This window comes from Pseudomonas sp. DWP2-2 (assembly GCF_049897065.1).
GTDB lineage: Bacteria > Pseudomonadota > Gammaproteobacteria > Pseudomonadales > Pseudomonadaceae > Aquipseudomonas > Aquipseudomonas paracarnis.
This window is the reverse complement of the sequence record NZ_JAFCVN010000002.1, coordinates 460,450-480,528: the sequence shown is the minus strand read 5'-3', so window position 1 is coordinate 480,528 and position 20,079 is coordinate 460,450. Positions and strand designations below refer to the sequence as shown.

Sequence of the window (20,079 nt, the reverse complement as noted above, 5' to 3'; positions counted from 1 at the left end):
TAACAGATGAGAGCGACTGCCGTATGTCCAGACAGACTTGCCAATGAAACCCGATTGCTCCAATGTAATGACCAACGTCATTACACAAGGAGCTATCTCTTGGCATCTGTCAACATCCGTATCGATGACGACCTGAAAGCTCGTGCCTACCTAGAGCTGGAGAAACTCGGTGTCACACCTTCTGAACTGATACGTCAGGCGTTGCAATATGTTGCCGAACGCGGCCAGTTGCCATTTAAGCCTGTGCTGATGACTGAAGAGGATGAAGCCTTGATGGCGACCGTACGTGAGCGTCTTGCATCGCCTCAACGCGTAAGGGTTTCTTTGGATGACCTATAGCCTTGATTTTGATGCGCGTGCATTGAAGGAATGGCAGAAACTCGGCGACACCCTCCGTCAGCAACTCAAGAAGAAGCTGGTCGAAGTCCTGAACAACCCACGTATTGAGGCTAACCGCCTACATGGGCTGCCTGACTGCTACAAGATCAAACTGCATAGCAGCGGATACAGGCTGGTGTATCAAGTGATAGATCAGGAAGTTACGGTGTTCGTGGTCGCCGTCGATAAACGTGAACGAGATCAGGCTTATCGCAAAGCGTCTGAGCGCCTTGTTCAGCGTTAGGCAGGACTACAACAATTCCCTGAAGCAGCCGTTAATAAAGGCTGAAAACGAAAAAGCCCCGCAGTTTATTCAGCTACGGGGCTTTTTCTATGTAATGGCGGAGAGATAGGGATTCGAACCCTAGGTACCGGTGAAGGTACAACGGATTTCGAATCCGTCCCATTCGGCCACTCTGGCATCTCTCCAACGGCGCGCATCATAACAGCATGATTGATGGATGCAAAGCGCCGAAGCGATTTTTTTCCGTGCTATCAGATGCTTGCGTCGATTACAGCGGTACGCCGAGGCGCTTGGCGACTTCTTCGTAGGCTTCGATCACGTCACCGAGGCCTTGGCGGAAGCGGTCTTTGTCCATCTTCTTCTTGGTGTCCTTGTCCCACAGGCGGCAACCATCCGGGCTGAACTCGTCGCCCAGGACGATGGAGCCGTCGTGGAACACGCCGAATTCGAGCTTGAAGTCCACCAGCAACAGGCCGGCGTCGTCGAACAGCTTGCTCAGCACGTCGTTGACCTTGAGGGACAACTCCTTCATGCGCGCCAGTTGCTCAGCGGTGCCCCAGCCGAACGCCACGACGTGGGATTCGTTGATGAACGGGTCGCCCTTGGCGTCGTCCTTCAGGAACAGTTCGAAGGTGTAAGGGTTGAGCTTGAGGCCCTCTTCCACGCCCAAACGCTTGACCAGGCTGCCGGCGGCGTAGTTACGCACGACGCATTCCACCGGGATCATGTCGAGCTTCTTGACCAGGCACTCGTTGTCGCCCAGCAGTTTGTCGAATTGGGTCGGGATACCGGCCGCTTCGAGCTTCTGCATGATGAAGGCGTTGAACTTGTTGTTCACCATGCCTTTGCGATCCAACTGTTCGATGCGCTTGCCGTCGAACGCCGAAGTGTCGTTGCGAAACAGCAGGATCAGGCGGTTGGCGTCGTCGGTCTTGTACACCGACTTGGCTTTGCCGCGGTAGAGTTCTTCACGTTTTTCCATGATGGGCTCCGCTTTGAGTAAGGTGGGCTAGGCGATGTGTCGCCAGTCGAGCCCTGAATCTTGATCGGCCAGTTGCAGCCAGTCCGGGTCGCACCCTAGGGTGTCGACAAAACATTGCCGGGCAAGCGTCGGCAGGTTGTTCTTGCTGCTGAGGTGAGCCAGGACCAGGTGTTGCAGGTCTTGCCAGCCCAACTCGTACACCAGATATGCCGCCTGGTGATTGTTCAAATGTCCCAGCTCGCCGCCCACCCGTTGCTTGAGAAAGTAAGGGTAGTGACCGCGTGCCAGTAGATCCCTGCAGTGGTTGGACTCGATCATCAAGGCATCGAGGTCCCGGTAACCGTCCAGCACCCTGGCGCAGTAGGAACCCAGGTCGGTCAGCACGCCGAAACGCCGCTGGCCGTCACTGAATACGTATTGCGTGGGCTCCTGGGCATCGTGGGCAACCGCGACGACATTGATGCTCAGGGCACCGATTTGCAGTTGCTCGCCACCGGCCAGAAAACCTGCCGGCTCAATGGGTTTGCGCATCCCGCGCAACGTGCCACGACTCAAGTACACCGGCAGATTGTAGCGCCGAGACAGCAAACCCACGCCATGCACATGGTCGGCATGTTCGTGGGTTACCAGAATCGCGCTCAGTTGCGTGGGGTGAACCCCCAGGCGCAACAGGCGCCGCTCGGTTTCCCGCAGGGAGAAACCACAATCGACCAGCACGTACGTGTCATCATGGGCGACCAGCGTACCGTTCCCTTGGCTACCGCTGCCGAGAACGGCAAAACGCATCGAATCAGCCCAGGTTGTCTTGAATCACGCCCAACACTTTGCGCGCTGTTTCAGCTGGCGCGACGGTGTTGATGTTCTTCTCGACGGTGACTTGCACGCTTTCGCCCACCTTGCTCAAACGAACCTGGTAACGCTCGGCACGGGTTTCGATCTCTTCCTTGGTCGGCGCGCTGCCGAACAATTTGCCGAAGAAACCTGGCTCGTCGTCCTTCTTCTCAGCCTTTTCAGCCACGTTGATGTAGTACAGGCCCAGGCTGCGGTTGATGTCTTCAACGCGCCAAGGGCCCTGCTCCAACGCGCGGCCAACACTGGCCCAGGCACGGTCGAGGTCTTCACCCAGGTTCAGCACGACGTTACCGCTGCCGTCTTCGGTGAGGCTGACGCGGCTAGGGGTGTCGTAATCACGGGCGGCGAGCAGGGAAACGGAACCGCCCTTCTCGGAGATACGGCTCATGCTGGCCAGCATCTCGTCGACCAGCGCGGCGTCGACGCCGGTGTTAACCGAGCGCGGCGTGAAGTCGACGTCAGCCGTGCTGCCGGCAGGCCGCTCGGCGCTGACGACATAGACTTCGCTGGTATTGCGCTGCACGCCGGGCTCGATGCGCACACGCACACGGGCTTCGCTGTCGGCGGCTACACCGCCCGCCAGCAGGCGCTGGGCCATGTTGGCGGACAGCTCGCGACCTTGCTGCCATGCGGTGGTGAACTCACCGGTCTGCGGGCGTTGCTGGTCGAGGCGGAAACCGTTGTCCTGGAAGAACTGCACCGCCACCGGCCAGACTTCGGCAGGCGGACGCTGAGCCACGATCCAGCGGTTGTCGCCGCTTTTCTGCAGGCTGTAGTCGCTGGCATCGGCCACGGCCATAATCGGCTGTGGGCGTGGCACTACGTACTCACCCTTGACCGTGTCGTCGGCGACGTTGCGTGGAATCGGCAACAATGGGTCAAGGCGCTTGGCGACATTGACATCAGGCGGCAGTTGCATCGGTTTGGTTGCTTGCGCTTCCAGGTAATCGCTGCCGCGGTCACGGAAGTAGCCTTCCGGGCCCCATACCCAACCGCAGCCACTGGTGCTGGAGATAATCAAGGCAAGTGCGGAAAGTCCGGCCAATCGCTTCATGCGTAGTGCTTCCTCAATTAAACCAGGACGCCGGACTGGCGCAGGGCCTGTCGCAGCGGTTCGTGACAGGCTTCGCTGAGGGGGGTGAGCGGCAGACGGATACCGTCCGGCATCAGGCCCATCTCAAACAGCGCCCACTTCACGGGAATAGGATTGGATTCGATAAACAGTGTCTTGTTGAGCGGCATCAGCTTTTCGTGGATGGCGCGAGCGGTGGCTGCATCGCCCGCGATGGCGGCGGCACACATATCGCTCATGGCGCGCGGGGCCACGTTGGCGGTCACGGAGATATTGCCCTTGCCACCCAGCAGGATCAGCTCGACAGCGGTGGCGTCGTCACCGGAATACACCAGGAAGTCGCTGCTCACGCCGGCCAGGATGTCCTTGGCGCGTTGCAGGTCGCCAGTGGCTTCCTTGATGCCGATGATGTTCGGCACGGTGGACAGGCGGATCACGGTCTCGGCCTTCATGTCGCACGCGGTGCGACCCGGTACGTTGTAGAGGATCTGCGGGATCTGCACGGCTTCGGCGATGGCTTTGAAGTGCTGGTACAAGCCTTCCTGGGTCGGCTTGTTGTAGTACGGGGTTACCAGCAGGCAAGCGTCGGCGCCAGCCTTCTTGGCGTTCCTGGTCAGCTCGATCGCTTCACGCGTCGAGTTGGCGCCCGTACCGGCGATCACGGCAATGCGGCCCGCAACGCGCTTGACCACGAACTCGATCACCTGGATGTGCTCTTCCACATCGAGGGTGGCCGATTCACCTGTGGTGCCGACCGCCACAATGGCGTTGGTGCCCTCTTGCAGGTGGAAGTCCACCAGTTTGCCCAGGCTGTCCCAGTCGAGACGACCTTGTGCATCCATGGGTGTGACCAGTGCCACCATACTGCCCGCAATCATGCAACCGCTCCTGCCGGAAAAAGAGAGCCGTAATGGTACTGGCGCCAAGATGCTTGTACAAGCGAAGTACCGCGTGAGGATGCGTTCTGGCGCAACTAAACGTCGGGCAATGACATCATCGGGCCAAAGCACCGCCCGAAGCCGGCTGATCACGCAATGAAAACGCCACCTCCTAGCCCTTGGCGACGCTTTTCGCTACCCTTGATCCTTTGATCGATACAGCCCACACGGTATCGACCGCTCATCGCTTTAGGAAGGCTGCATGTCCACCCCCACAGTTCGCGAACAATTCCTTGTTATCAGTGCCCTCGGCGCCAACCCCATGGAGCTGACCAACGTCCTGTGCCGCGCCAGCCATGAGAACCGCTGCGCCGTCGTGACCTCCCGCCTGACCCGCCACGGCGAGTGCAGTGCGCTGGTCCTGCAGATTTCTGGCTCCTGGGATGCCTTGGCACGCCTTGAAACCGGCCTGCCGGGCCTGGCCAAAAAGCACGACTTTACCGTCAACGTGGTACGCAGCGCCGCCCTGGAAAATCGCCCACAGGCTTTGCCTTACGTGGCCTATGTCAGCTCGGCCTACCGTTCGGACATCGTCAACGAGTTGTGCCAGTTCTTTATCGACCATAACGTCGAGCTGGAAAACCTGACCTGTGACACCTACCAGGCGCCACAAACCGGCGGCACCATGCTCAACGCCACCTTTACCGTGACCTTGCCGGCCGGCGTACAGATCAGTTGGCTGCGCGACCAGTTCCTCGATTTCGCCGATGCCCTGAACCTCGACGCCTTGATCGAACCATGGCGCCCACAGAACCCCATGTAAGGAAGTACCTCTCTATGCCGGTAGCCATCGACACACCCGTGGCCGATTTCGAGGCCCAGGCCACCAGCGGCCAGACCTTCAGCCTCGCGGCCCTCAAGGGCAAGCAAGTGGTGATCTACTTTTACCCGAAGGACAGCACCCCAGGCTGCACTACCGAAGGCCAAGGCTTTCGTGACCAGTACGCCGCATTCAAGGCCGCCAATACCGAAGTGTTCGGCGTGTCGCGTGACAGCGTGAAGTCCCACGAGAACTTCAAGGGCAAACAGGAATTTCCTTTCGAGCTGATCAGCGATAAGGACGAAGCGGTCTGCCAGCTGTTTGATGTGATCAAGTTGAAGAAGCTGTATGGCAAGGAATACCTGGGTGTGGATCGCAGCACATTCCTGATCGACAGCCAAGGCGTGCTGCGTCAGGAATGGCGCGGAGTGAAAGTGCCGGGGCATGTTGATGCCGTGTTGGCGGCAGCGCAGGCGCTGAATAAGGCCTGATTCTGCGTCGACAAGGCCGTCAGGCCTTGCGCAACCAATAACGGTACACACCCTCGGCGGCGTCTTCATGCTCCAGGGTGTGGCCGGCCAGCTTGGCAAAGGTGCGAAAATCACGCTGGGAGCCGGCGTCGGTGGCAGTCACCTTGAGCACGGCACCGCTGGCCATTTTATTGAGCTCCAGCTTGGCCTTGAGCAACGGCAAAGGGCAGTTAAGACCGCTGGCGTCGAGTTCGGCGTCACAGGCTACAACGTCGGTCATGGTGCTACTCCAGGCAAACATTCGGGCCGCTTAGAATATCTGGTCCCAAGCTCAGTGTCCGGCTACAGTAAGCTCTTTGTCGAAAGGCTTTGTGCATGACTTTTTTGCGCCCTACCCTGCTGACGCTGGCCTGCCTGCTGGCCTCCCCGGCCTTTGCTGACGACCTGCCGTCACTTGGTGACGCCAGCTCTGCCATAGTCTCGCCGCAACAGGAATACCAATTGGGCCGAGCCTGGCTGGCCTACCTGCGCGGCCAGGTTTCGCAACTCAATGATCCGCAACTCAAGGATTACGTTGAAACCAGCGTGTACAAGCTGGTGGAGACCAGCCAGGTCAATGACCGGCGCCTGGAATTCATCCTGATCAACAGCCCACAGCTCAACGCCTTTGCGGCTCCCGGTGGGATCGTCGGGGTCAACGGCGGCCTGTTTCTCAATGCACAGACCGAAGGTGAATACGCGTCGGTACTGGCCCACGAACTGGCGCACTTGTCCCAGCGTCACTTCGCCCGAGGCGTAGAAGCGCAATCACGCATGCAACTGCCGATGATGGCGGCCCTGCTTGGCGGCATTATCGCCGCCGCTGCGGGTGCCGGCGATGCCGGTATCGCCGCGATTGCCGGCTCACAAGCCGCCGCGATCCAGGAACAGCGCCGCTTCTCTCGCCAGAACGAGCAAGAGGCCGACCGCATCGGCATCCTCAACCTGGAGAAAGCCGGCTACGACCCGCGCTCCATGCCCACGATGTTCGAACGGCTGATGCGCCAATACCGCTTCGACGCCAAGCCACCGGAGTTCCTGCTGACTCACCCGGTAACCGAATCGCGTATCGCCGACACCCGCAACCGCGCCGAACAAGCCAAACCTGGCGGCAAGGAAGACAGCCTGCGCTATCAACTGATTCGCGCACGGGTGCAGCTCAAGTACGAAGACACACCTGGTCTGGCCGCCAAGCGCTTCCAGGCGCAGCTGGATGAGAACCCTAAAAATGACGTTGCGCGTTATGGCCTGGCCATCGCTCAGATCAAGGGTACTCAACTCAAAGAAGCGCGGGAAAGCCTGGCGCCGCTGTTGGCCAAGGCGCCCAATGACATTACCTACAACCTGGCCCAAATCGAACTGGACATCACCAGCAACCGCATGCCGGATGCGCAGCAACGTACCGACCGCATGCTCACCCAGTACCCCAGCAACTATCCGCTGAACCAGGTGCGGGTAGACCTGCTGCTTAAACAGAACCGTACCGCCGATGCAGAAAAGGCACTGGATGGGCTGCTCAAGTCGCGACCGGACGATCCGGACGTGTGGTATCAGGTCGCCGAGACTCGCGGCTTGTCCGGCAACATCATTGGCCTGCATCAGGCTCGCGCCGAATATTTCGCATTGGTGGGGGATTTCCAGCAAGCCATCCAGCAGTTGGACTTTGCCAAGCGGCGCGCCGGCAATAACTTCCCGTTGTCCTCACGCATCGACGCCCGTCAGCGTGAGCTGATCGAACAGGAGCGCTTGGTGAAAGGCATGATGAGCTGAACCCGCCGCCCACAAAAAAGCCCCGCTGCCGTTAACCGGCAGCGGGGCTTTTTTATAGGTCTAGCGGATTACTCGGCCAGTTTGAAGGTGATGAAGCTGGCACGGCCTTGACGCAGGACGCGCATCGACACCGAGCGATTCTTCGGCAACGCCTTGGCGATGTCGGCGAATTCCTTGGTGGTATCGATTGCCTGGTTGTTCAAGTGGGTGATCACGTCACCCGGTTGCAGGCCGATCAAGGCGGCTGGGCCGTCCTGCACTTCCTTGATCACGACACCGCTTTGCAGGTCGAAGGTTTTCTTCTGCTCGGCGGTCAGTTCAACGACGGCGATACCCAGGCGGTTACTGCTGCGCTCGGCGCCTGGCTTGGCGTTGCCCAGGGCGTCCAGGGTCGCGCCTTCTTCCGGAATTACCCCAACGGTCAGTTCGACGTTCTGGCGCTTGCCATCACGAATCACTTCCAGCTTGGCTTTGCCGCCGGCCTTGAGCGCGCCGACCAAGTGAGGCAAGTCCGCCGACATGATGATCGGCTGGCCGTTCATGCTCAGAATTACGTCACCGACTTTCAGGCCGCCCTTGGCCGCAGGGCCATTGTCCTGAATCTGCGCAACCAGGGCACCGGCCGGCTTGTCGAGACCGAAGGACTCAGCCAGGTCCTTGTTCACTTCCTGGATTACCACGCCCAACCAGCCGCGGCTGACCTTGCCGCCGCTTTTGAGCTGATTGGAGACGTCCATGGCCACATCGATCGGGATCGCGAAGGACACGCCCATGAAGCCACCGGAGCGGGTGTATATCTGCGAGTTGATCCCCACCACTTCGCCGGCCAGGTTGAACAGCGGACCACCGGAGTTGCCCGGGTTGATCGGCACGTCGGTCTGGATGAACGGCACGTAGTTTTCGTTTGGCAGGCTGCGACCGATGGCGCTGACAATGCCTTGGGTAACGGTGTGGTCAAAGCCGAACGGTGAACCGATCGCGACCACCCACTGACCAGCCTTCAGATCTTGGGACTTGCCCAGTTTAAGCACCGGCAAGTCCTTGCCATCGATTTTGAGCAAAGCCACGTCGGAACGTGGATCGGTACCAATCAGCTTGGCCTTGAGTTCACTGCGGTCGGCCAGGCGCACGAGAATCTCGTCGGCATCGGCAATCACGTGGTTGTTGGTGAGGATGTAGCCGTCAGGCGAAATGATGAAGCCGGAGCCCAGGGACTGGGCTTCGCGCTGACCACCGCCGCCACGAGGAGAGCGAGGTTGCGGCATCCCGCGTTCGAAGAACTCGCGCAACATGGGCGGCAAGCCTTCCAGGTCGGGCATCTGCTGGTTCGAGACTTTGCGATCCGGCAGCTTCTGCGTGGTACTGATGTTCACCACGGCAGGCGAGGCCTGCTCCACCAGTTGGGTGAAGTCAGGCAGCTCGACCGCTTGCGCAGGTAAGGCCTGGCCCAGCACCAGCACTGTGGCGACTATGGATAAGTAAGACTTCAAACGTGGTATCGACATACAGCTCCCGTTACGACGAGCAGGGTTAAGCGACAGGGTTCAATAAACGCCGGATACTGCGAGCGGCATTTTTGTTCCGCGAACAAACAAGGCCAGAGCCATCAAACCCTGACCTATAAAAAACATGGGAAGTTTTTGCAAGTGAAAATGCTGATCCAGAGATTTCATACGCCCAGCACCCAACGAAATTCGGGCCCAGATTGATAGACCAGGATGAACATAAGATTAACAATCTCAGGGCTTGGCGGCGGCCTTTTCACCACGCACCGACAACGCGATGCGCTCAGCAGTGCCAATGGGAATTTCGCCCACCACCGTGACCATCATTTCGCCATCTACCGTATTCAAACGCCGGGATACTGCCACGGTCGGCCCAAGCTGAGCGCGGGTTTCATTCACATCGGCGCCGTTGGCTGACTCAAGAAACACCGAAAAACGCGCGAGCCCATCGTCATACATCAGGCTGTCGACGGTAGATTTCGTTTGGGCATCTTTGCGCGTAGCGCTGCTGATCTGTTGGAAACCAGGCGGTAGCCAGTCCAGATGCCACTTTTGCGTGGCAGACAGCTCAGGTGATTTAGCGGCGGACATCGTTACCGGCGAACAGTCGCCGCTGGGCTGCAAGTCCTGGTCAGAAGGAATGGCCGAAGCATCCAGACGGGTGAACTGAAAACGCTCCAACAACTGCCCTTGGTCATTCAGCAGCAAGGATTTAAGCGGCAGCGCAGTTTCACGGTCCAGGTGTAATTCAAACCCATAACGGTAGGGATCACGCGGGCTGATCGACACAATCACCGCATGACGACCGGCCACGCGCGATTTGCCAATAACGGCCAGGTCATAGAATGAAGTGAGTTTTTTTGGATCAAGAATACGCGAGGGTGCCTCAGGTGACTGACCGAGACCAGCTGCCAACGTGCCACTGACACATTGTGCCCGACCATCAACCCTGACCGCTTCCTGGGCGGAGCCGTCAAGTTGCAACAAGCGTTCACGGACATGACCATTCTGGACACGGTGCCAGATGTCATGGGTAGAAAAACTGCCGTTACGTTCGTAGACAAACGTACCTTCAAAGCTTTGCTGCTGCTCTGCACGCCCAAGTCGAATCAGCCAGTCTTGGGCTTCATCGGCATGGGCGGATAGTGCAAACCAACTACTGAGCAAAAGCGTAAGGAGCGGTATGGCGCGCATAGGGCTCCTTAGCGAATCAGCGGTTTTCCTGGCTTGCTGCACGAGCGTATGGCAGAGCGCTGTCAGTGCCTTTGGCAGCCGATTCCTGCGCATGTTGACGCAGGTAGCCTGGAAGGCGCTGATCCTGCCAGCCGGATTGCCCCTGAAGTACACCATTAGCCATAGGGCCGGTGGTATCAGTGCTTTCCTTGTAGCCAGCCAGCACGGCCGGACCTTTGACTTGCGGACCGGCCATGACCGGTTGCTGAGTCTGTTGGGCCAGCTCGTTGCCTGCGATCTCGTCCTGGTTGTACAGGCGAACACCTGCCAACACAGCAACAGTCACCGAAGCGGCCACTGCCAGACGACCCAGGCTGCGCCACGGACCACGCGAGGCTTTTGCCGGAACGGCTTCATCAGCCAGTGCAGCAGAAACGGCCGCAGCAATATCCAGACGAGGGATTAGGAGATCCTTGTGCATCACCGCCCGAGCGACTTGGTAACGAGACCAGGTATCACGGGTTTCGGCGTCATCAAATGCGTTGAGCACTCGACGAAGTTCCAGTTCATCCGCTTCGTTATCCATCACTGCGGACAGCGATTCCTGCAGGGCATCACGACTCATGGCGGTTCCTCTCTTGGCTGTCGCCGCTGTCTTTAGTTTTCCTGCAACAACGGTTGCAAGGCTTTGTCGATGGCTTCCCGGGCCCGGAAAATCCGCGACCTCACAGTCCCCACCGGACATTGCATGACGCTCGCAATGTCTTCGTAACTCAGACCATCGAATTCACGTAAAGTTAACGCCGTACGCAAATCTTCTGGCAGTTGCTGAATAGTGCGATGGACGGTGCCTTCGATCTCGTCGCGCAGCAATGCACGCTCCGGCGACTCGAGATCTTTGAGGCCGTGATCACCATCGTAGAATTCAGCATCTTCTGAACTGACATCACTGTCTGGTGGGCGGCGACCGCGTGACACCAGATAGTTTTTCGCCGTGTTGATGGCGATGCGGTATAGCCACGTGTAAAACGCACTGTCACCGCGGAAATTTCCAAGTGCACGGTAAGCCTTGATAAAGGCTTCCTGCGCAACGTCCTGCGCTTCATGGGTGTCGTGCACAAACCGCACGATCAACCCGAGAATTTTGTGCTGGTATTTCAGCACTAGCAGATCAAATGCTCGCTTATCACCGCGCTGTACGCGCTCGACCAGCTGCTGATCCTCTTCCTGGGTTAGCATGAACACTCCTCGTTGTACTTGAAGGAGGCTTGCATAACTAAACGATCAGGCTTGCAAACATAGACTCGGGCTTTTCGCAAAAGTTCTCCCCCTTCAAGCAAGTTTCCGGCATGCACTGATTTGGCACACACGAAAAACGCAGCACGGTCGGTGCCGGCTGCGCGAATAATCTTGTCGCCGGTTTCGTGACGCGTCCAATGCTCCCGACGGGCCAATAAACTCAACGTTTTCCCAGCTTTCGGGCAACCTGCTATTGAGTCGGGGCTTATGCAAAAAGTTCCCGTCCCGCCAACCGGCCGTTTCCCAAAGCTGCGCAGCATAATCTCACAATGCCACGAAGGCGTGGCTATTGTGCCGCTCCACCCCTCTATATACTAGTGGCCCGTGTGACCCTTTGATTCGCCGATCCAGGCGTCCTGTTTGCGCCCCCCTTTGGATCGCTTTTTGCGGAATCCGTCAAATGAGCCAACAGTTTCAACACGATGTCCTCGTAATCGGCAGCGGCGCCGCCGGCTTGAGCCTGGCCCTGACCCTGCCCAGCCATTTGCGTATAGCGGTTTTGAGCAAAGGCGACCTGGCCAACGGCTCGACCTTCTGGGCTCAGGGCGGCGTTGCTGCGGTGCTGGACGACACAGACACCGTGCAATCCCACGTCGAAGACACCCTTAACGCCGGCGGTGGCCTGTGCAACGAAGACGCCGTGCGCTTCACCGTCGAGCACAGCCGGGAAGCCATCCAATGGTTGATCGACCAAGGTGTACCCTTCACCCGCGATGAACATGCCGGCAGCGACGACGGTGGCTTTGAGTTCCACCTGACCCGCGAAGGCGGCCACAGCCATCGCCGAATCATTCACGCTGCCGATGCCACCGGGGCCGCGATTTTCAAGACCCTGCTCGACCAGGCCCGCCAACGTCCAAATATCCAATTGCTGGAGCAGCGCGTCGCCGTCGACCTGATCACCGAAAAACGCCTGGGCCTGCCGGGCGAACGCTGCCTGGGCGCCTACGTACTCAACCGCACCAGCGGTGAAGTCGATACCTATGGCGCACGCTTCACCATTCTCGCCTCGGGCGGCGCCGCCAAGGTCTACCTCTATACCAGCAACCCCGACGGTGCCTGCGGCGACGGCATAGCGATGGCCTGGCGCTCGGGCTGCCGGGTCGCCAACCTGGAGTTCAACCAATTCCACCCCACGTGCCTGTATCACCCGCAGGCCAAGAGCTTCCTGATCACCGAAGCCCTGCGCGGCGAAGGCGCACATTTGAAGCTGCCCAACGGCGAACGCTTCATGCAGCGCTTCGACCCACGCGCCGAACTGGCACCACGCGATATCGTCGCCCGCGCCATCGACCACGAAATGAAGCGCCTGGGTATCGACTGCGTGTACCTGGACATCAGCCACAAGCCCGAAGCCTTCATCAAGACCCACTTCCCGACCGTCTACGAACGCTGCCTGACCTTCAATATCGACATCACCAAGGGCCCGATCCCCGTGGTACCGGCCGCGCACTACACCTGCGGTGGCGTGATGGTCGATCAGCATGGCCGCACCGACGTACCGGGCCTGTATGCCATCGGCGAAACCAGCTTCACCGGCCTGCACGGCGCTAACCGCATGGCCAGCAATTCATTGCTTGAATGCTTCGTGTATGCGCGCTCGGCGGCAGCGGACATTCTTGAGCAACTGCCGCGCATCCCGGTACCGGCCGCCCTGCCCCGCTGGGACGCGAGCCAGGTCACCGATTCGGACGAGGATGTGATCATCGCCCACAACTGGGACGAGCTGCGGCGCTTCATGTGGGACTATGTGGGCATCGTGCGCACCAACAAACGCCTGCAACGGGCGCAACATCGGGTGCGCTTGCTGCTGGATGAGATCGACGAGTTCTACAGCAACTACCGAGTAAGCAGAGACCTGATTGAACTGAGGAACCTTGCCCAGGTAGCGGAACTGATGATCAGGTCTGCCATGGAACGTAAGGAATCTCGGGGTCTGCACTACACGTTGGACTATCCAGAGCTGCTGCCAGAGGCGAAGGATACGATCCTTACACCCGACAAATGAGGCACGTTAGGAGCCATAGCGTAGCACCATGGGGCCCCAGTTTGTAACAGCTTTGGCGCACATTTGTCCCAACGCTGAGGTCCTTATCACCTGCCCGCAAGGGTCCTTATCGTGCGCCTGAGCGAGCATGCGAGGGCCTATGGGGGTAAGCGCGCAGGTTAGTAGTTACAGGTGGTCACTCAGATTTTTGTGCCAGATCCTCATGAGGTGCCCTTGAGGCACCCATACAGCCAGAAGGCCACATGAACACCAACGCAGGCCCGTAGGCCGCGCTAAACGTGTCCATGAAGTTGTCCTAAGAGTTAAGGGATCGGTGAACCGTCAGGTTTGTGAGACCGTATTGAGTGGCAATCTCAAGGATGCCCTCATAGGATTTAGGCCAGCCTCCACCACTTGAGTCGTTGGTGGCCCCTGACTGGAGCAGGGCAAAGCAAACGGCTGCATATGGGGTCAGGTGATCGACTTGTATCTTCGTAACCACCCGTTTGTCCTTGTAGGTATAACAGAGAGTAAAACTCATGGCTGGCCTTGCCGTAACATGGTCGATGCCCAAGCATAGCAACTAAACAGCTCGCCCACGAGGCCCATTACGGACCTCATGGATACAGCGGGTGTTACGGCTTGACGACCACACGGGTGATCAGCGGAAAGTCCACGACCTCTACTTGCAGTTTCTCAGTAGGGTCTTCAGGGTTTGCCAGCTTGATCCTGACCTTGGCCTGAGCCATTACGTCAGCCACACCGCTCACCTCAAAGTCCCAGCCCTGCACTCCAGCGTTACGGCTTGCATGAATCGCCCATACGTCACCTTCTTGATCATGGCGGAACGACAGCGAGGCAAAGCCCTTAGGCAGCATGAAGACGCCCCGGTTGGTGCCCGAGTAGAACTGAGTACGGCAACCCAACAGGTCCTCAACGTCATCCACGCCAGCACGCTGGGCGGCACGTTCAAGAACAGCTTGTTCGGTCATGTGCATCAGCAACACGAAGTCGCTCAAGGAGTTACCAACCGATTGGTTGATGCTCAGGGTCAAGGCGTCGATCCAGTCTTCAGCACGGTCGCGTGGCGAAGCACCCGCAATGGTGACTTCTTTGACCTCAGTGCTTGGGGACTTAATGAGGATGTCCACAACGGTAGAACCACAGGCCTTCTCGAAGTCGGCCAGCATCTTGTCCATCATCTGCTCCATGCCGTTGCCAGTGAAGCCAGCAACAACGTGGGCATCCAGAAGGGTGAAGCGGTGCGAGAAGAATGCAGCGGTATTGGTCGGCTCAGTGAAGATGAAGTCGCCGGCAACCGCTTCGCCCTTGGCGATAGTCGAGGTGTCGTAGATCGACTGGCGAGGATCGAACTCAAGGTTACGATTGACCATGTTGACCAATTGTACAGGGGTCGGCTCGGTTCCTTTCGGGCGGAACTCACAGGGGATCGCATCGACAGCGTCGTCGTGCCATTCGCCACCATTGAAGAATTCGTCCATGGCTTGGGTGATGACCTGAGCCAGGACACTTGAGTCAGTCGCCTGGGCGCCCATAGAGGCCTGGGTGGTGAACTGAAGGTTACCACCATTGCCCCATACGGCAGTCTCATAGGAAGTCGGCACGCTGTAGCGGTCGCGTTGGTCGCGGTGATCTGTAGATTTGGATGGGTTGGACATGAGATTGGTCTCCTGAAATAGAATGAAGTAGAGGTAGGTGGGCGACGTGACGGCGAGACTTAGCTGTTCTCAAGCCAATTAGCAGACGAGAAGTCGCTACGACCGTTGGCGCTACGAATGGCATTACCCATAGCTCTGTATTGGTCTTCACGGACTTGGCGCTTGGCACGGCGTCGTGCTTCGTCCAAGGGGGTGGACTCGTAGGACTTGACGCGCTCTTCATGCTCACGAGCCTCGCGTTGGCGACTCTCAGCTTCCTGCGCTTCACGGGCCTTACGGACCTGAATGGCTCGAATGACTTGAGGGAACGCAGCAGCGCTCAGACCAGCGTCCAGGTACTGGCTTACGATGACTTCCTGGGCAGGCTTATTGGTTCCCGCTGTGGCAATCAGGGTAGCCAGCATCACGCCCTCAGCGTAAGCACGGGCCACGACCTGACCTTGTACTTCGACAGTTTCAGGGGTTACGTTTTGGATATTCAGTTGCATAGTGTTGGGTCTCCTACATCGAGACATTGATTCATGGCCTTGCCGCATAGAGGCAACGTGACCAGATGGCAAGGAGTAGCCACACGGGCCTCTCAAGGTCATGATCAATATCTTCTGGATTTGGGTTAGTTAGTGCGATCACGGGTCTGTAGCTTGGCGGGTGTGATCCGGGTGCCGATGGCGGACGGCGGTAAGTTAAAGCGTGGAAGTGATCGGTTGGCGGGTTAGTGGGATTCGCATAGGGGCACGCATTACTGCATCGAGGTTCATACTGGTTGTGGTAGTGATGGACTCAACAAATGAGACCATGACCGGATTGGTCGCCTTCAGGTGTCCTATAAGTTTCTGGTAGTCCACTCCATATTCATCGTTGGTGATGACCTGTTCGCGGACATGCCAATCACGCCAGATTGTGCGCAGGGTGATCAGCTTTGTTCGAGTTGAAGGGGACATAAAGAATGCGTTGAGCTGGTCGGCAAAGGTCATGGCCGAGGCTCCCGCTGGTGATACGCATAGCGCTGACGCTTACGTGCCTCCCGATAGTAGTGAAGCCTCCGCTCGATGATGGCGCGACGATCCTCTTCAGGGACCCCGGCGAGCATTAGTTTCAGAGTCAGGCAAAGTAGGTGGCGTTGGCGGTTACTCAATGGCCTCAGATTTGAGGGCATTAACGCCTTCATCGGGTCACCTCCTTAGGCCGCTTGGCTTTTGCCTTGAGGGCCTTCGTCGCGACTACCCGTAGGTTGACTTCCTCGGCGTGCTTATTCAGCCAGTCGAGACCTCGCGGCTTGACCCGCCATCCCTCCTTGTTACCGAAGTCCGTCGAGACCTTCACGAAAGCACCGACCGCAAAGCCCTGTTTCTTCGGCCTTGGGGACCCTTCAGGGCTACCAAAGCTGTCCACTGGATAGACGAACCACTTCATCTTGACCAATTCAGCAAGGGCCAAACGGGGCTGCTGTACGCCCGCCACACGGCAAGCCTCAGTCCATGTGAGACCAGCGCCACGGGCCTTCAGGTCGAGGGTCGTAGCCTTGGGCATATTAGCGTCCAAGAGGGCATCTTTCTGACGCAGCTCACGAACGGCACTGTTACGCATGGCAAGGAAGGCACCCGCGACCATCAGATAAAAGTCGGTTGAAACCCACATAGCGTAAGCGATAGCCCCCAGTTCATCTGCGAACGAACCCACCTTGTCCACCTTCCGGAAATTTCCGGAAGCGAGCAGTTCGGCAGACACAGCGTTACTCCACTCGGACGGTCGCTTAGCCTCCGAAAGGTTCAAGGTCTTGTGGATCTCATTCAGGCTCCACAGGCCCTCGGCGTTCGGCTTGAAGATTTGACCCTCAATCACAATGGGCAGCAGGTCGGTCTGGTTGTTGGTTAGCATAGTTGTCGTGTCCTTTTTGGTAGTGCCCTCCAGGTCGCACCCACAGCCGAGCATCCAGACCCCGACAAAGGGACCCGACGTGGCATGGAAGGCACTATCAGAAAGACTGGATTGATGGTTGGCCCAGCGACGGGCGTGTGTGACCAGGGAATGGCTGCTGATATTTATTTCAGAATAAACCGAGCTGTCCCTGTTATTGTGAGGGTTTTTAAATCCACTTGACGAACCGCTTCGATTCCTTTGGGAATGATGAAGTCCGTACCGGATGGCGAGACCCGTGGCAGACCCAAAGGGAGGGAGTTCCTTATGGGATCTTAAAGTCCACTCCATGAGTAGGGATTATTTTGCAATAGCAAATCCCTTCACCCTGGGTCCACCTTCATCCCAGGGAGTCCGCATTGAGAAACTCAGAGTTTTACCCCCCAGACCTTAAAGAGCTGGGTCATAAAGGTTTCTTTTATATTATCCGGCGTTAAGTCTGAAAGGCCCGGAATAGAGCCTCCGAGTCCAATTCAGCCTTGATTGAAGGGTACCGCTCGACGTAGGAGGCGATCCCATGAGCAGCATGTCGGGCAGCCTTGGCGATGCGCTGTGCGGTCCGTAAACTGATCTCGCCGGTCTTGCAGGCCTCCGCCGTGATCTCCGTGGCGAACAACGCACCGATGACTGCACGGGCCTTTACGTTGATCTTGCCATTCGTAACCCCGGCACTGGTGATGATCGACCCCGTGATGATGTGATCGACCCACGGCAGTAGGTTAGGCAACGCGAGAAGGTACATGTAGGCAGCTACTGGATTAGCAAAACTGGTCTTGGGTCTGCCACGGACTGAATTGGCTGGCTCGACAGCTTCAGCAGTTGGTTCAACCTTTGACAGGGTGACATTGCCATGGTCCGCCGCGAGGCGATTATCAGCCCTACGCTCAGCAGTCCAGGCTTGATACTGCGCTTCAGGATTCTTGGGCCTGACCATCTCCCTTTGAGTGATGACCTCGCCCGTGGTCGGATCAGTGTGGAGGATGTGCCCCGTCTCATAATCAACGTGACGGTGAAGTGGTCCGGGTTGAGTAAGCAAAGTCATAGGGTGCCCTCACAAGATCAAATTGGCGACCGTTGCGGCCACCGTGTTCTTGTGAGGGTTTTTGGATCTTCATCGAAGGTGTAACTAAACCGTCGCTCAGGAAAAGAGCTTGTACAAACCGAATAACCCGAGGGCGACGAAGATATAGAAAGCTATCTGCACACCCTTTTTGGTGACCTTGCGGTTAATGACACCAAGCTCATCGAAAAAGTACGAAACAAACGTATTTGAGTCAACGTCCATCTCGTCGCCGGTTTCCCAAAAAGCAGCTATAGCCTCACCGTGTTTAATTCGCGCAAGGTTCGAGGTTCGCTCGTTGCTGTCTTCTAAATTTATCTGATCTTGAATGAAACATTGCCAAGCCATAATTCGAGCTGTTTTTTCACCAAGAGACGGAATTCGATCCACTACTATCGCGCGCGCCTGTAGCTCGCTGTTGACCTTAGCAATTCCGTATAAATCAAGGTTTCTCATAGCCGACTCCATTCAATTTTCAGCAATATCATAAGGCCATACGGAACGCGCTCACCAGAGCTTCCGCCATCCGTTCAATAGCCACGGCGCTCCCTGCCCCATACAGGTCATAGCTAATCGAACCTGAAGCGTGTCCCAAGATGGACTCAGCGGTCCCCACAGGCACCTCAGCGGCCTTCAAGGCACCGGCCAGAGAGTGACGCAATGAGTGGAAGGTCTGGGTCCGATCAGCGTTCAAGCTTAGGACATCTCGTAGCGCACCATTAAGCACGTTTGAGAACTGACCAGCGCCCAATTTGAACAGCCGGGAGTCGGAGCTATCGACAAACTCACGGAAGGCCTGAAGGTCGAAGCCATAGGCACCGTCAGTTAGCGGTATGACACGCAGAGCATTCTTGGTCTTGGCTGTCTTGCCATCGTTCCTATTGATGTCGATGACCCACACGCCCCCAACCTGCTTAACGTCAGCCTTGGTCAACTGCCTCAGCTCCTCAATACGGGTCCCAGTGATCACTCCAAGGGACAACGCCCAGCGCTGCCAAGCGTCCACTGGAAGCGACTTAGCGTAAGCCATCAGGGCCTTTACTTGATCCTGAGAGAACGCCTCACGGGAACTGTCAGCGTCCTTGGATAGCTTCAGTCCCTTATCGAAGCCCTTGGTGAGGTACCCGTTATTCACAGCCCAATCCATCACCGTTGATAGCCGGGTCATTAGCTTATTCACAGTGGAACCTTTGCGGTCCTCAAGCAGTTTGTCCCGAAGGTTCTTCATGTCTTCCCGAGTGTGACCCCGCATGTCCAAGTCGCCCAGGATCACGCTGATAGCCTCACACGATGACTTCACGTCACGCATGGTGCTGGCCTCAATGCTGTCTTTGCGTTCCTCCATGTACAGCGCAGAAAGGGACTTGAAGGTCAAAGCTGGGGAAGCGTTTACAGATATAGGCAGGGAGAGGGCCAAAGGCGTGCCACAAGGTTCCCCATTGAGGTCCTTCACGATCTCGACCAGCTTCCCTGAACGCCCCCGCATACGCTCCTGTGAGGCCTCAAGGATCTCAAGTGCCTTGCTCACTGCCCGTTGCTGATTGATGCTCAAGGGTAGCTTCGCGGAGGCCTTACGAAGCGCCAAGTGATGCTCATCGTTGATCATCTCGTAAGCGACCAGTGAGCTGTCACCGTGTGCCATCGTCAGGTTGTACTCAGCGAACTCAATCAAGCGCTCACGAAGTTCGTCCCATGACGCCTCAGGGTTGTCCAAGTGGTAGGCCTTGAGGGTCGAGAGGATGTCTTCGGAGATGGTCATTGCGGTGGCCTTGTCGGTAGTCCTGAGTGACAGTGTGAAGAAGCCCTTAACGGTTCCTTGAGGGCGAAGGCGAAGGTAATAGCGACCAGACCGGCGATAGTGGTACGGCTTGGCGAGCGCAGTTTGTAACAGGTTTGTCCCGCTTTGGGAGCGGTGGTTGACGGTCATCGGCTGAAACCCCTGTATCCATTGGGT

The 20,079-nt window shown here is 57.6% G+C and carries 22 protein-coding genes and 1 tRNA gene; 6 read left to right on the top strand and 17 right to left on the bottom strand.

Annotation, left to right across the window (positions count from 1 at the left end):
• Nucleotides 1-99: 99 nt before the first annotated feature.
• Both ACP7CZ_RS06235 and ACP7CZ_RS06230 read left to right on the top strand, forming a co-directional pair.
• Nucleotides 100-339, top strand: coding sequence for a type II toxin-antitoxin system RelB/DinJ family antitoxin (locus ACP7CZ_RS06235; RefSeq protein ID WP_294155810.1), 240 nt, complete (start codon nt 100-102; stop codon nt 337-339).
• Nucleotides 329-622: a type II toxin-antitoxin system RelE family toxin gene (locus tag ACP7CZ_RS06230; RefSeq protein WP_034126587.1), complete on the top strand. Its 294-nt coding sequence runs from the start codon at nt 329-331 to the stop codon at nt 620-622. Before ACP7CZ_RS06235 ends, ACP7CZ_RS06230 begins: the two co-directional genes overlap by 11 nt.
• 95 nt (nt 623-717) lie before the next feature.
• Here ACP7CZ_RS06230 and ACP7CZ_RS06225 read toward each other — a convergent pair.
• The 5 genes from ACP7CZ_RS06225 to dapA form a co-directional block, all read right to left on the bottom strand.
• Nucleotides 718-807 (bottom strand) — tRNA-Ser (locus ACP7CZ_RS06225).
• 83 nt (nt 808-890) lie between these two features.
• Nucleotides 891-1,604 (bottom strand): phosphoribosylaminoimidazolesuccinocarboxamide synthase, encoded by a 714-nt coding sequence (purC, locus tag ACP7CZ_RS06220; RefSeq protein WP_027604309.1) that lies wholly within the window; start codon nt 1,602-1,604, stop codon nt 891-893.
• Between the two features lie 27 nt (nt 1,605-1,631).
• A complete protein-coding gene (locus tag ACP7CZ_RS06215) occupies nt 1,632-2,390 on the bottom strand; it encodes an MBL fold metallo-hydrolase (RefSeq protein WP_054897606.1) in 759 nt (252 codons plus the stop codon).
• A 4-nt stretch (nt 2,391-2,394) separates the two neighbouring features.
• A complete protein-coding gene (bamC, locus tag ACP7CZ_RS06210; RefSeq protein WP_032892980.1) occupies nt 2,395-3,510 on the bottom strand; it encodes an outer membrane protein assembly factor BamC in 1,116 nt (371 codons plus the stop codon).
• Between the two features lie 17 nt (nt 3,511-3,527).
• On the bottom strand, nt 3,528-4,406 hold the full coding sequence (gene dapA / locus ACP7CZ_RS06205; RefSeq protein WP_054897607.1) for a 4-hydroxy-tetrahydrodipicolinate synthase: 879 nt from the start codon (nt 4,404-4,406) through the stop codon (nt 3,528-3,530).
• 262 nt (nt 4,407-4,668) lie between these two features.
• Between dapA and ACP7CZ_RS06200 the strand changes: the two genes are divergently transcribed.
• Complete coding sequence (locus tag ACP7CZ_RS06200; RefSeq protein ID WP_003189463.1) at nt 4,669-5,229, top strand: glycine cleavage system protein R; 561 nt, start codon at nt 4,669-4,671, stop codon at nt 5,227-5,229.
• A 14-nt stretch (nt 5,230-5,243) separates the two neighbouring features.
• Entirely contained in the window at nt 5,244-5,717 is a 474-nt protein-coding gene (locus ACP7CZ_RS06195) for a peroxiredoxin (RefSeq protein WP_003189461.1), read from the top strand.
• 19 nt (nt 5,718-5,736) lie between these two features.
• On the opposite strand, the gene ACP7CZ_RS06190 is transcribed toward ACP7CZ_RS06195, so the two are convergent.
• Nucleotides 5,737-5,976, bottom strand: coding sequence for a sulfurtransferase TusA family protein (locus tag ACP7CZ_RS06190; protein WP_054897608.1), 240 nt, complete (start codon nt 5,974-5,976; stop codon nt 5,737-5,739).
• A gap of 95 nt (nt 5,977-6,071) precedes the next feature.
• On the opposite strand from ACP7CZ_RS06190, the gene ACP7CZ_RS06185 reads away from it, so the two are divergent.
• On the top strand, nt 6,072-7,505 hold the full coding sequence (locus ACP7CZ_RS06185) for a M48 family metalloprotease (RefSeq protein ID WP_003189458.1): 1,434 nt from the start codon (nt 6,072-6,074) through the stop codon (nt 7,503-7,505).
• A gap of 68 nt (nt 7,506-7,573) precedes the next feature.
• Here the strand turns inward: ACP7CZ_RS06185 and ACP7CZ_RS06180 are convergent, their stop codons facing one another.
• The 4 genes from ACP7CZ_RS06180 to rpoE all read right to left on the bottom strand — a co-directional run bounded on the left by ACP7CZ_RS06180 (nt 7,574) and on the right by rpoE (nt 11,422).
• Nucleotides 7,574-9,010 (bottom strand): DegQ family serine endoprotease, encoded by a 1,437-nt coding sequence (locus ACP7CZ_RS06180; RefSeq protein ID WP_294155770.1) that lies wholly within the window; start codon nt 9,008-9,010, stop codon nt 7,574-7,576.
• Between the two features lie 234 nt (nt 9,011-9,244).
• The gene (locus ACP7CZ_RS06175) at nt 9,245-10,204 is read right to left on the bottom strand and encodes a MucB/RseB C-terminal domain-containing protein (RefSeq protein ID WP_089041243.1); all 960 of its coding nucleotides are present in this window, start codon (nt 10,202-10,204) and stop codon (nt 9,245-9,247) included.
• Nucleotides 10,205-10,220: 16 nt separating this feature from the next.
• Nucleotides 10,221-10,808 (bottom strand): sigma-E factor negative regulatory protein, encoded by a 588-nt coding sequence (locus ACP7CZ_RS06170; RefSeq protein WP_034126575.1) that lies wholly within the window; start codon nt 10,806-10,808, stop codon nt 10,221-10,223.
• Between the two features lie 32 nt (nt 10,809-10,840).
• Nucleotides 10,841-11,422 (bottom strand): RNA polymerase sigma factor RpoE, encoded by a 582-nt coding sequence (rpoE, locus tag ACP7CZ_RS06165; protein WP_003172477.1) that lies wholly within the window; start codon nt 11,420-11,422, stop codon nt 10,841-10,843.
• Nucleotides 11,423-11,882: 460 nt separating this feature from the next.
• Between rpoE and nadB the strand changes: the two genes are divergently transcribed.
• Complete coding sequence (nadB, locus tag ACP7CZ_RS06160; RefSeq protein ID WP_140915193.1) at nt 11,883-13,490, top strand: L-aspartate oxidase; 1,608 nt, start codon at nt 11,883-11,885, stop codon at nt 13,488-13,490.
• 614 nt (nt 13,491-14,104) lie between these two features.
• Here the strand turns inward: nadB and ACP7CZ_RS06155 are convergent.
• The 7 genes from ACP7CZ_RS06155 to ACP7CZ_RS06125 all read right to left on the bottom strand — a co-directional run bounded on the left by ACP7CZ_RS06155 (nt 14,105) and on the right by ACP7CZ_RS06125 (nt 20,052).
• Nucleotides 14,105-15,148 carry a hypothetical protein gene (locus ACP7CZ_RS06155; RefSeq protein ID WP_140915192.1) on the bottom strand — a complete coding sequence of 348 codons (1,044 nt, stop codon included), beginning with the start codon at nt 15,146-15,148 and terminating at the stop codon, nt 14,105-14,107.
• A gap of 59 nt (nt 15,149-15,207) precedes the next feature.
• Nucleotides 15,208-15,636, bottom strand: a complete 429-nt coding sequence (locus tag ACP7CZ_RS06150; RefSeq protein WP_254989464.1) for a hypothetical protein — start codon at nt 15,634-15,636, stop codon at nt 15,208-15,210.
• A 195-nt stretch (nt 15,637-15,831) separates the two neighbouring features.
• Complete coding sequence (locus tag ACP7CZ_RS06145; RefSeq protein WP_140915190.1) at nt 15,832-16,122, bottom strand: hypothetical protein; 291 nt, start codon at nt 16,120-16,122, stop codon at nt 15,832-15,834.
• A 190-nt stretch (nt 16,123-16,312) separates the two neighbouring features.
• Complete coding sequence (locus tag ACP7CZ_RS06140) at nt 16,313-17,026, bottom strand: hypothetical protein (protein ID WP_140915189.1); 714 nt, start codon at nt 17,024-17,026, stop codon at nt 16,313-16,315.
• 472 nt (nt 17,027-17,498) lie between these two features.
• A complete protein-coding gene (locus ACP7CZ_RS06135) occupies nt 17,499-18,107 on the bottom strand; it encodes a hypothetical protein (protein WP_140915188.1) in 609 nt (202 codons plus the stop codon).
• Between the two features lie 96 nt (nt 18,108-18,203).
• Complete coding sequence (locus ACP7CZ_RS06130; protein ID WP_056790528.1) at nt 18,204-18,581, bottom strand: hypothetical protein; 378 nt, start codon at nt 18,579-18,581, stop codon at nt 18,204-18,206.
• Between the two features lie 28 nt (nt 18,582-18,609).
• Nucleotides 18,610-20,052, bottom strand: coding sequence for a tyrosine-type recombinase/integrase (locus ACP7CZ_RS06125; RefSeq protein WP_140915187.1), 1,443 nt, complete (start codon nt 20,050-20,052; stop codon nt 18,610-18,612).
• Nucleotides 20,053-20,079: the final 27 nt, after the last annotated feature.

Excerpts from the sequence above, each read along its gene's own strand:
- ACP7CZ_RS06125 (WP_140915187.1), bottom strand. The coding sequence starts at position 20,052 with ATGACCGTCAACCACCGCTCCCAAAGCGGGACAAACCTGTTACAAACT.
- ACP7CZ_RS06190 (WP_054897608.1), bottom strand. The coding sequence starts at position 5,976 with ATGACCGACGTTGTAGCCTGTGACGCCGAACTCGACGCCAGCGGTCTT.
- ACP7CZ_RS06155 (WP_140915192.1), bottom strand. The coding sequence starts at position 15,148 with ATGTCCAACCCATCCAAATCTACAGATCACCGCGACCAACGCGACCGC.
- dapA (WP_054897607.1), bottom strand. The coding sequence starts at position 4,406 with ATGATTGCGGGCAGTATGGTGGCACTGGTCACACCCATGGATGCACAA.
- ACP7CZ_RS06195 (WP_003189461.1), top strand. The coding sequence starts at position 5,244 with ATGCCGGTAGCCATCGACACACCCGTGGCCGATTTCGAGGCCCAGGCC.
- ACP7CZ_RS06175 (WP_089041243.1), bottom strand. The coding sequence starts at position 10,204 with ATGCGCGCCATACCGCTCCTTACGCTTTTGCTCAGTAGTTGGTTTGCA.
- ACP7CZ_RS06180 (WP_294155770.1), bottom strand. The coding sequence starts at position 9,010 with ATGTCGATACCACGTTTGAAGTCTTACTTATCCATAGTCGCCACAGTG.
- ACP7CZ_RS06140 (WP_140915189.1), bottom strand. The coding sequence starts at position 17,026 with ATGCTAACCAACAACCAGACCGACCTGCTGCCCATTGTGATTGAGGGT.
- ACP7CZ_RS06230 (WP_034126587.1), top strand. The coding sequence starts at position 329 with ATGACCTATAGCCTTGATTTTGATGCGCGTGCATTGAAGGAATGGCAG.
- ACP7CZ_RS06145 (WP_140915190.1), bottom strand. The coding sequence starts at position 16,122 with ATGACCTTTGCCGACCAGCTCAACGCATTCTTTATGTCCCCTTCAACT.
- rpoE (WP_003172477.1), bottom strand. The coding sequence starts at position 11,422 with ATGCTAACCCAGGAAGAGGATCAGCAGCTGGTCGAGCGCGTACAGCGC.
- bamC (WP_032892980.1), bottom strand. The coding sequence starts at position 3,510 with ATGAAGCGATTGGCCGGACTTTCCGCACTTGCCTTGATTATCTCCAGC.
- ACP7CZ_RS06135 (WP_140915188.1), bottom strand. The coding sequence starts at position 18,107 with ATGACTTTGCTTACTCAACCCGGACCACTTCACCGTCACGTTGATTAT.
- ACP7CZ_RS06185 (WP_003189458.1), top strand. The coding sequence starts at position 6,072 with ATGACTTTTTTGCGCCCTACCCTGCTGACGCTGGCCTGCCTGCTGGCC.
- ACP7CZ_RS06215 (WP_054897606.1), bottom strand. The coding sequence starts at position 2,390 with ATGCGTTTTGCCGTTCTCGGCAGCGGTAGCCAAGGGAACGGTACGCTG.
- ACP7CZ_RS06170 (WP_034126575.1), bottom strand. The coding sequence starts at position 10,808 with ATGAGTCGTGATGCCCTGCAGGAATCGCTGTCCGCAGTGATGGATAAC.
- nadB (WP_140915193.1), top strand. The coding sequence starts at position 11,883 with ATGAGCCAACAGTTTCAACACGATGTCCTCGTAATCGGCAGCGGCGCC.
- purC (WP_027604309.1), bottom strand. The coding sequence starts at position 1,604 with ATGGAAAAACGTGAAGAACTCTACCGCGGCAAAGCCAAGTCGGTGTAC.
- ACP7CZ_RS06200 (WP_003189463.1), top strand. The coding sequence starts at position 4,669 with ATGTCCACCCCCACAGTTCGCGAACAATTCCTTGTTATCAGTGCCCTC.
- ACP7CZ_RS06130 (WP_056790528.1), bottom strand. The coding sequence starts at position 18,581 with ATGAGAAACCTTGATTTATACGGAATTGCTAAGGTCAACAGCGAGCTA.
- ACP7CZ_RS06150 (WP_254989464.1), bottom strand. The coding sequence starts at position 15,636 with ATGCAACTGAATATCCAAAACGTAACCCCTGAAACTGTCGAAGTACAA.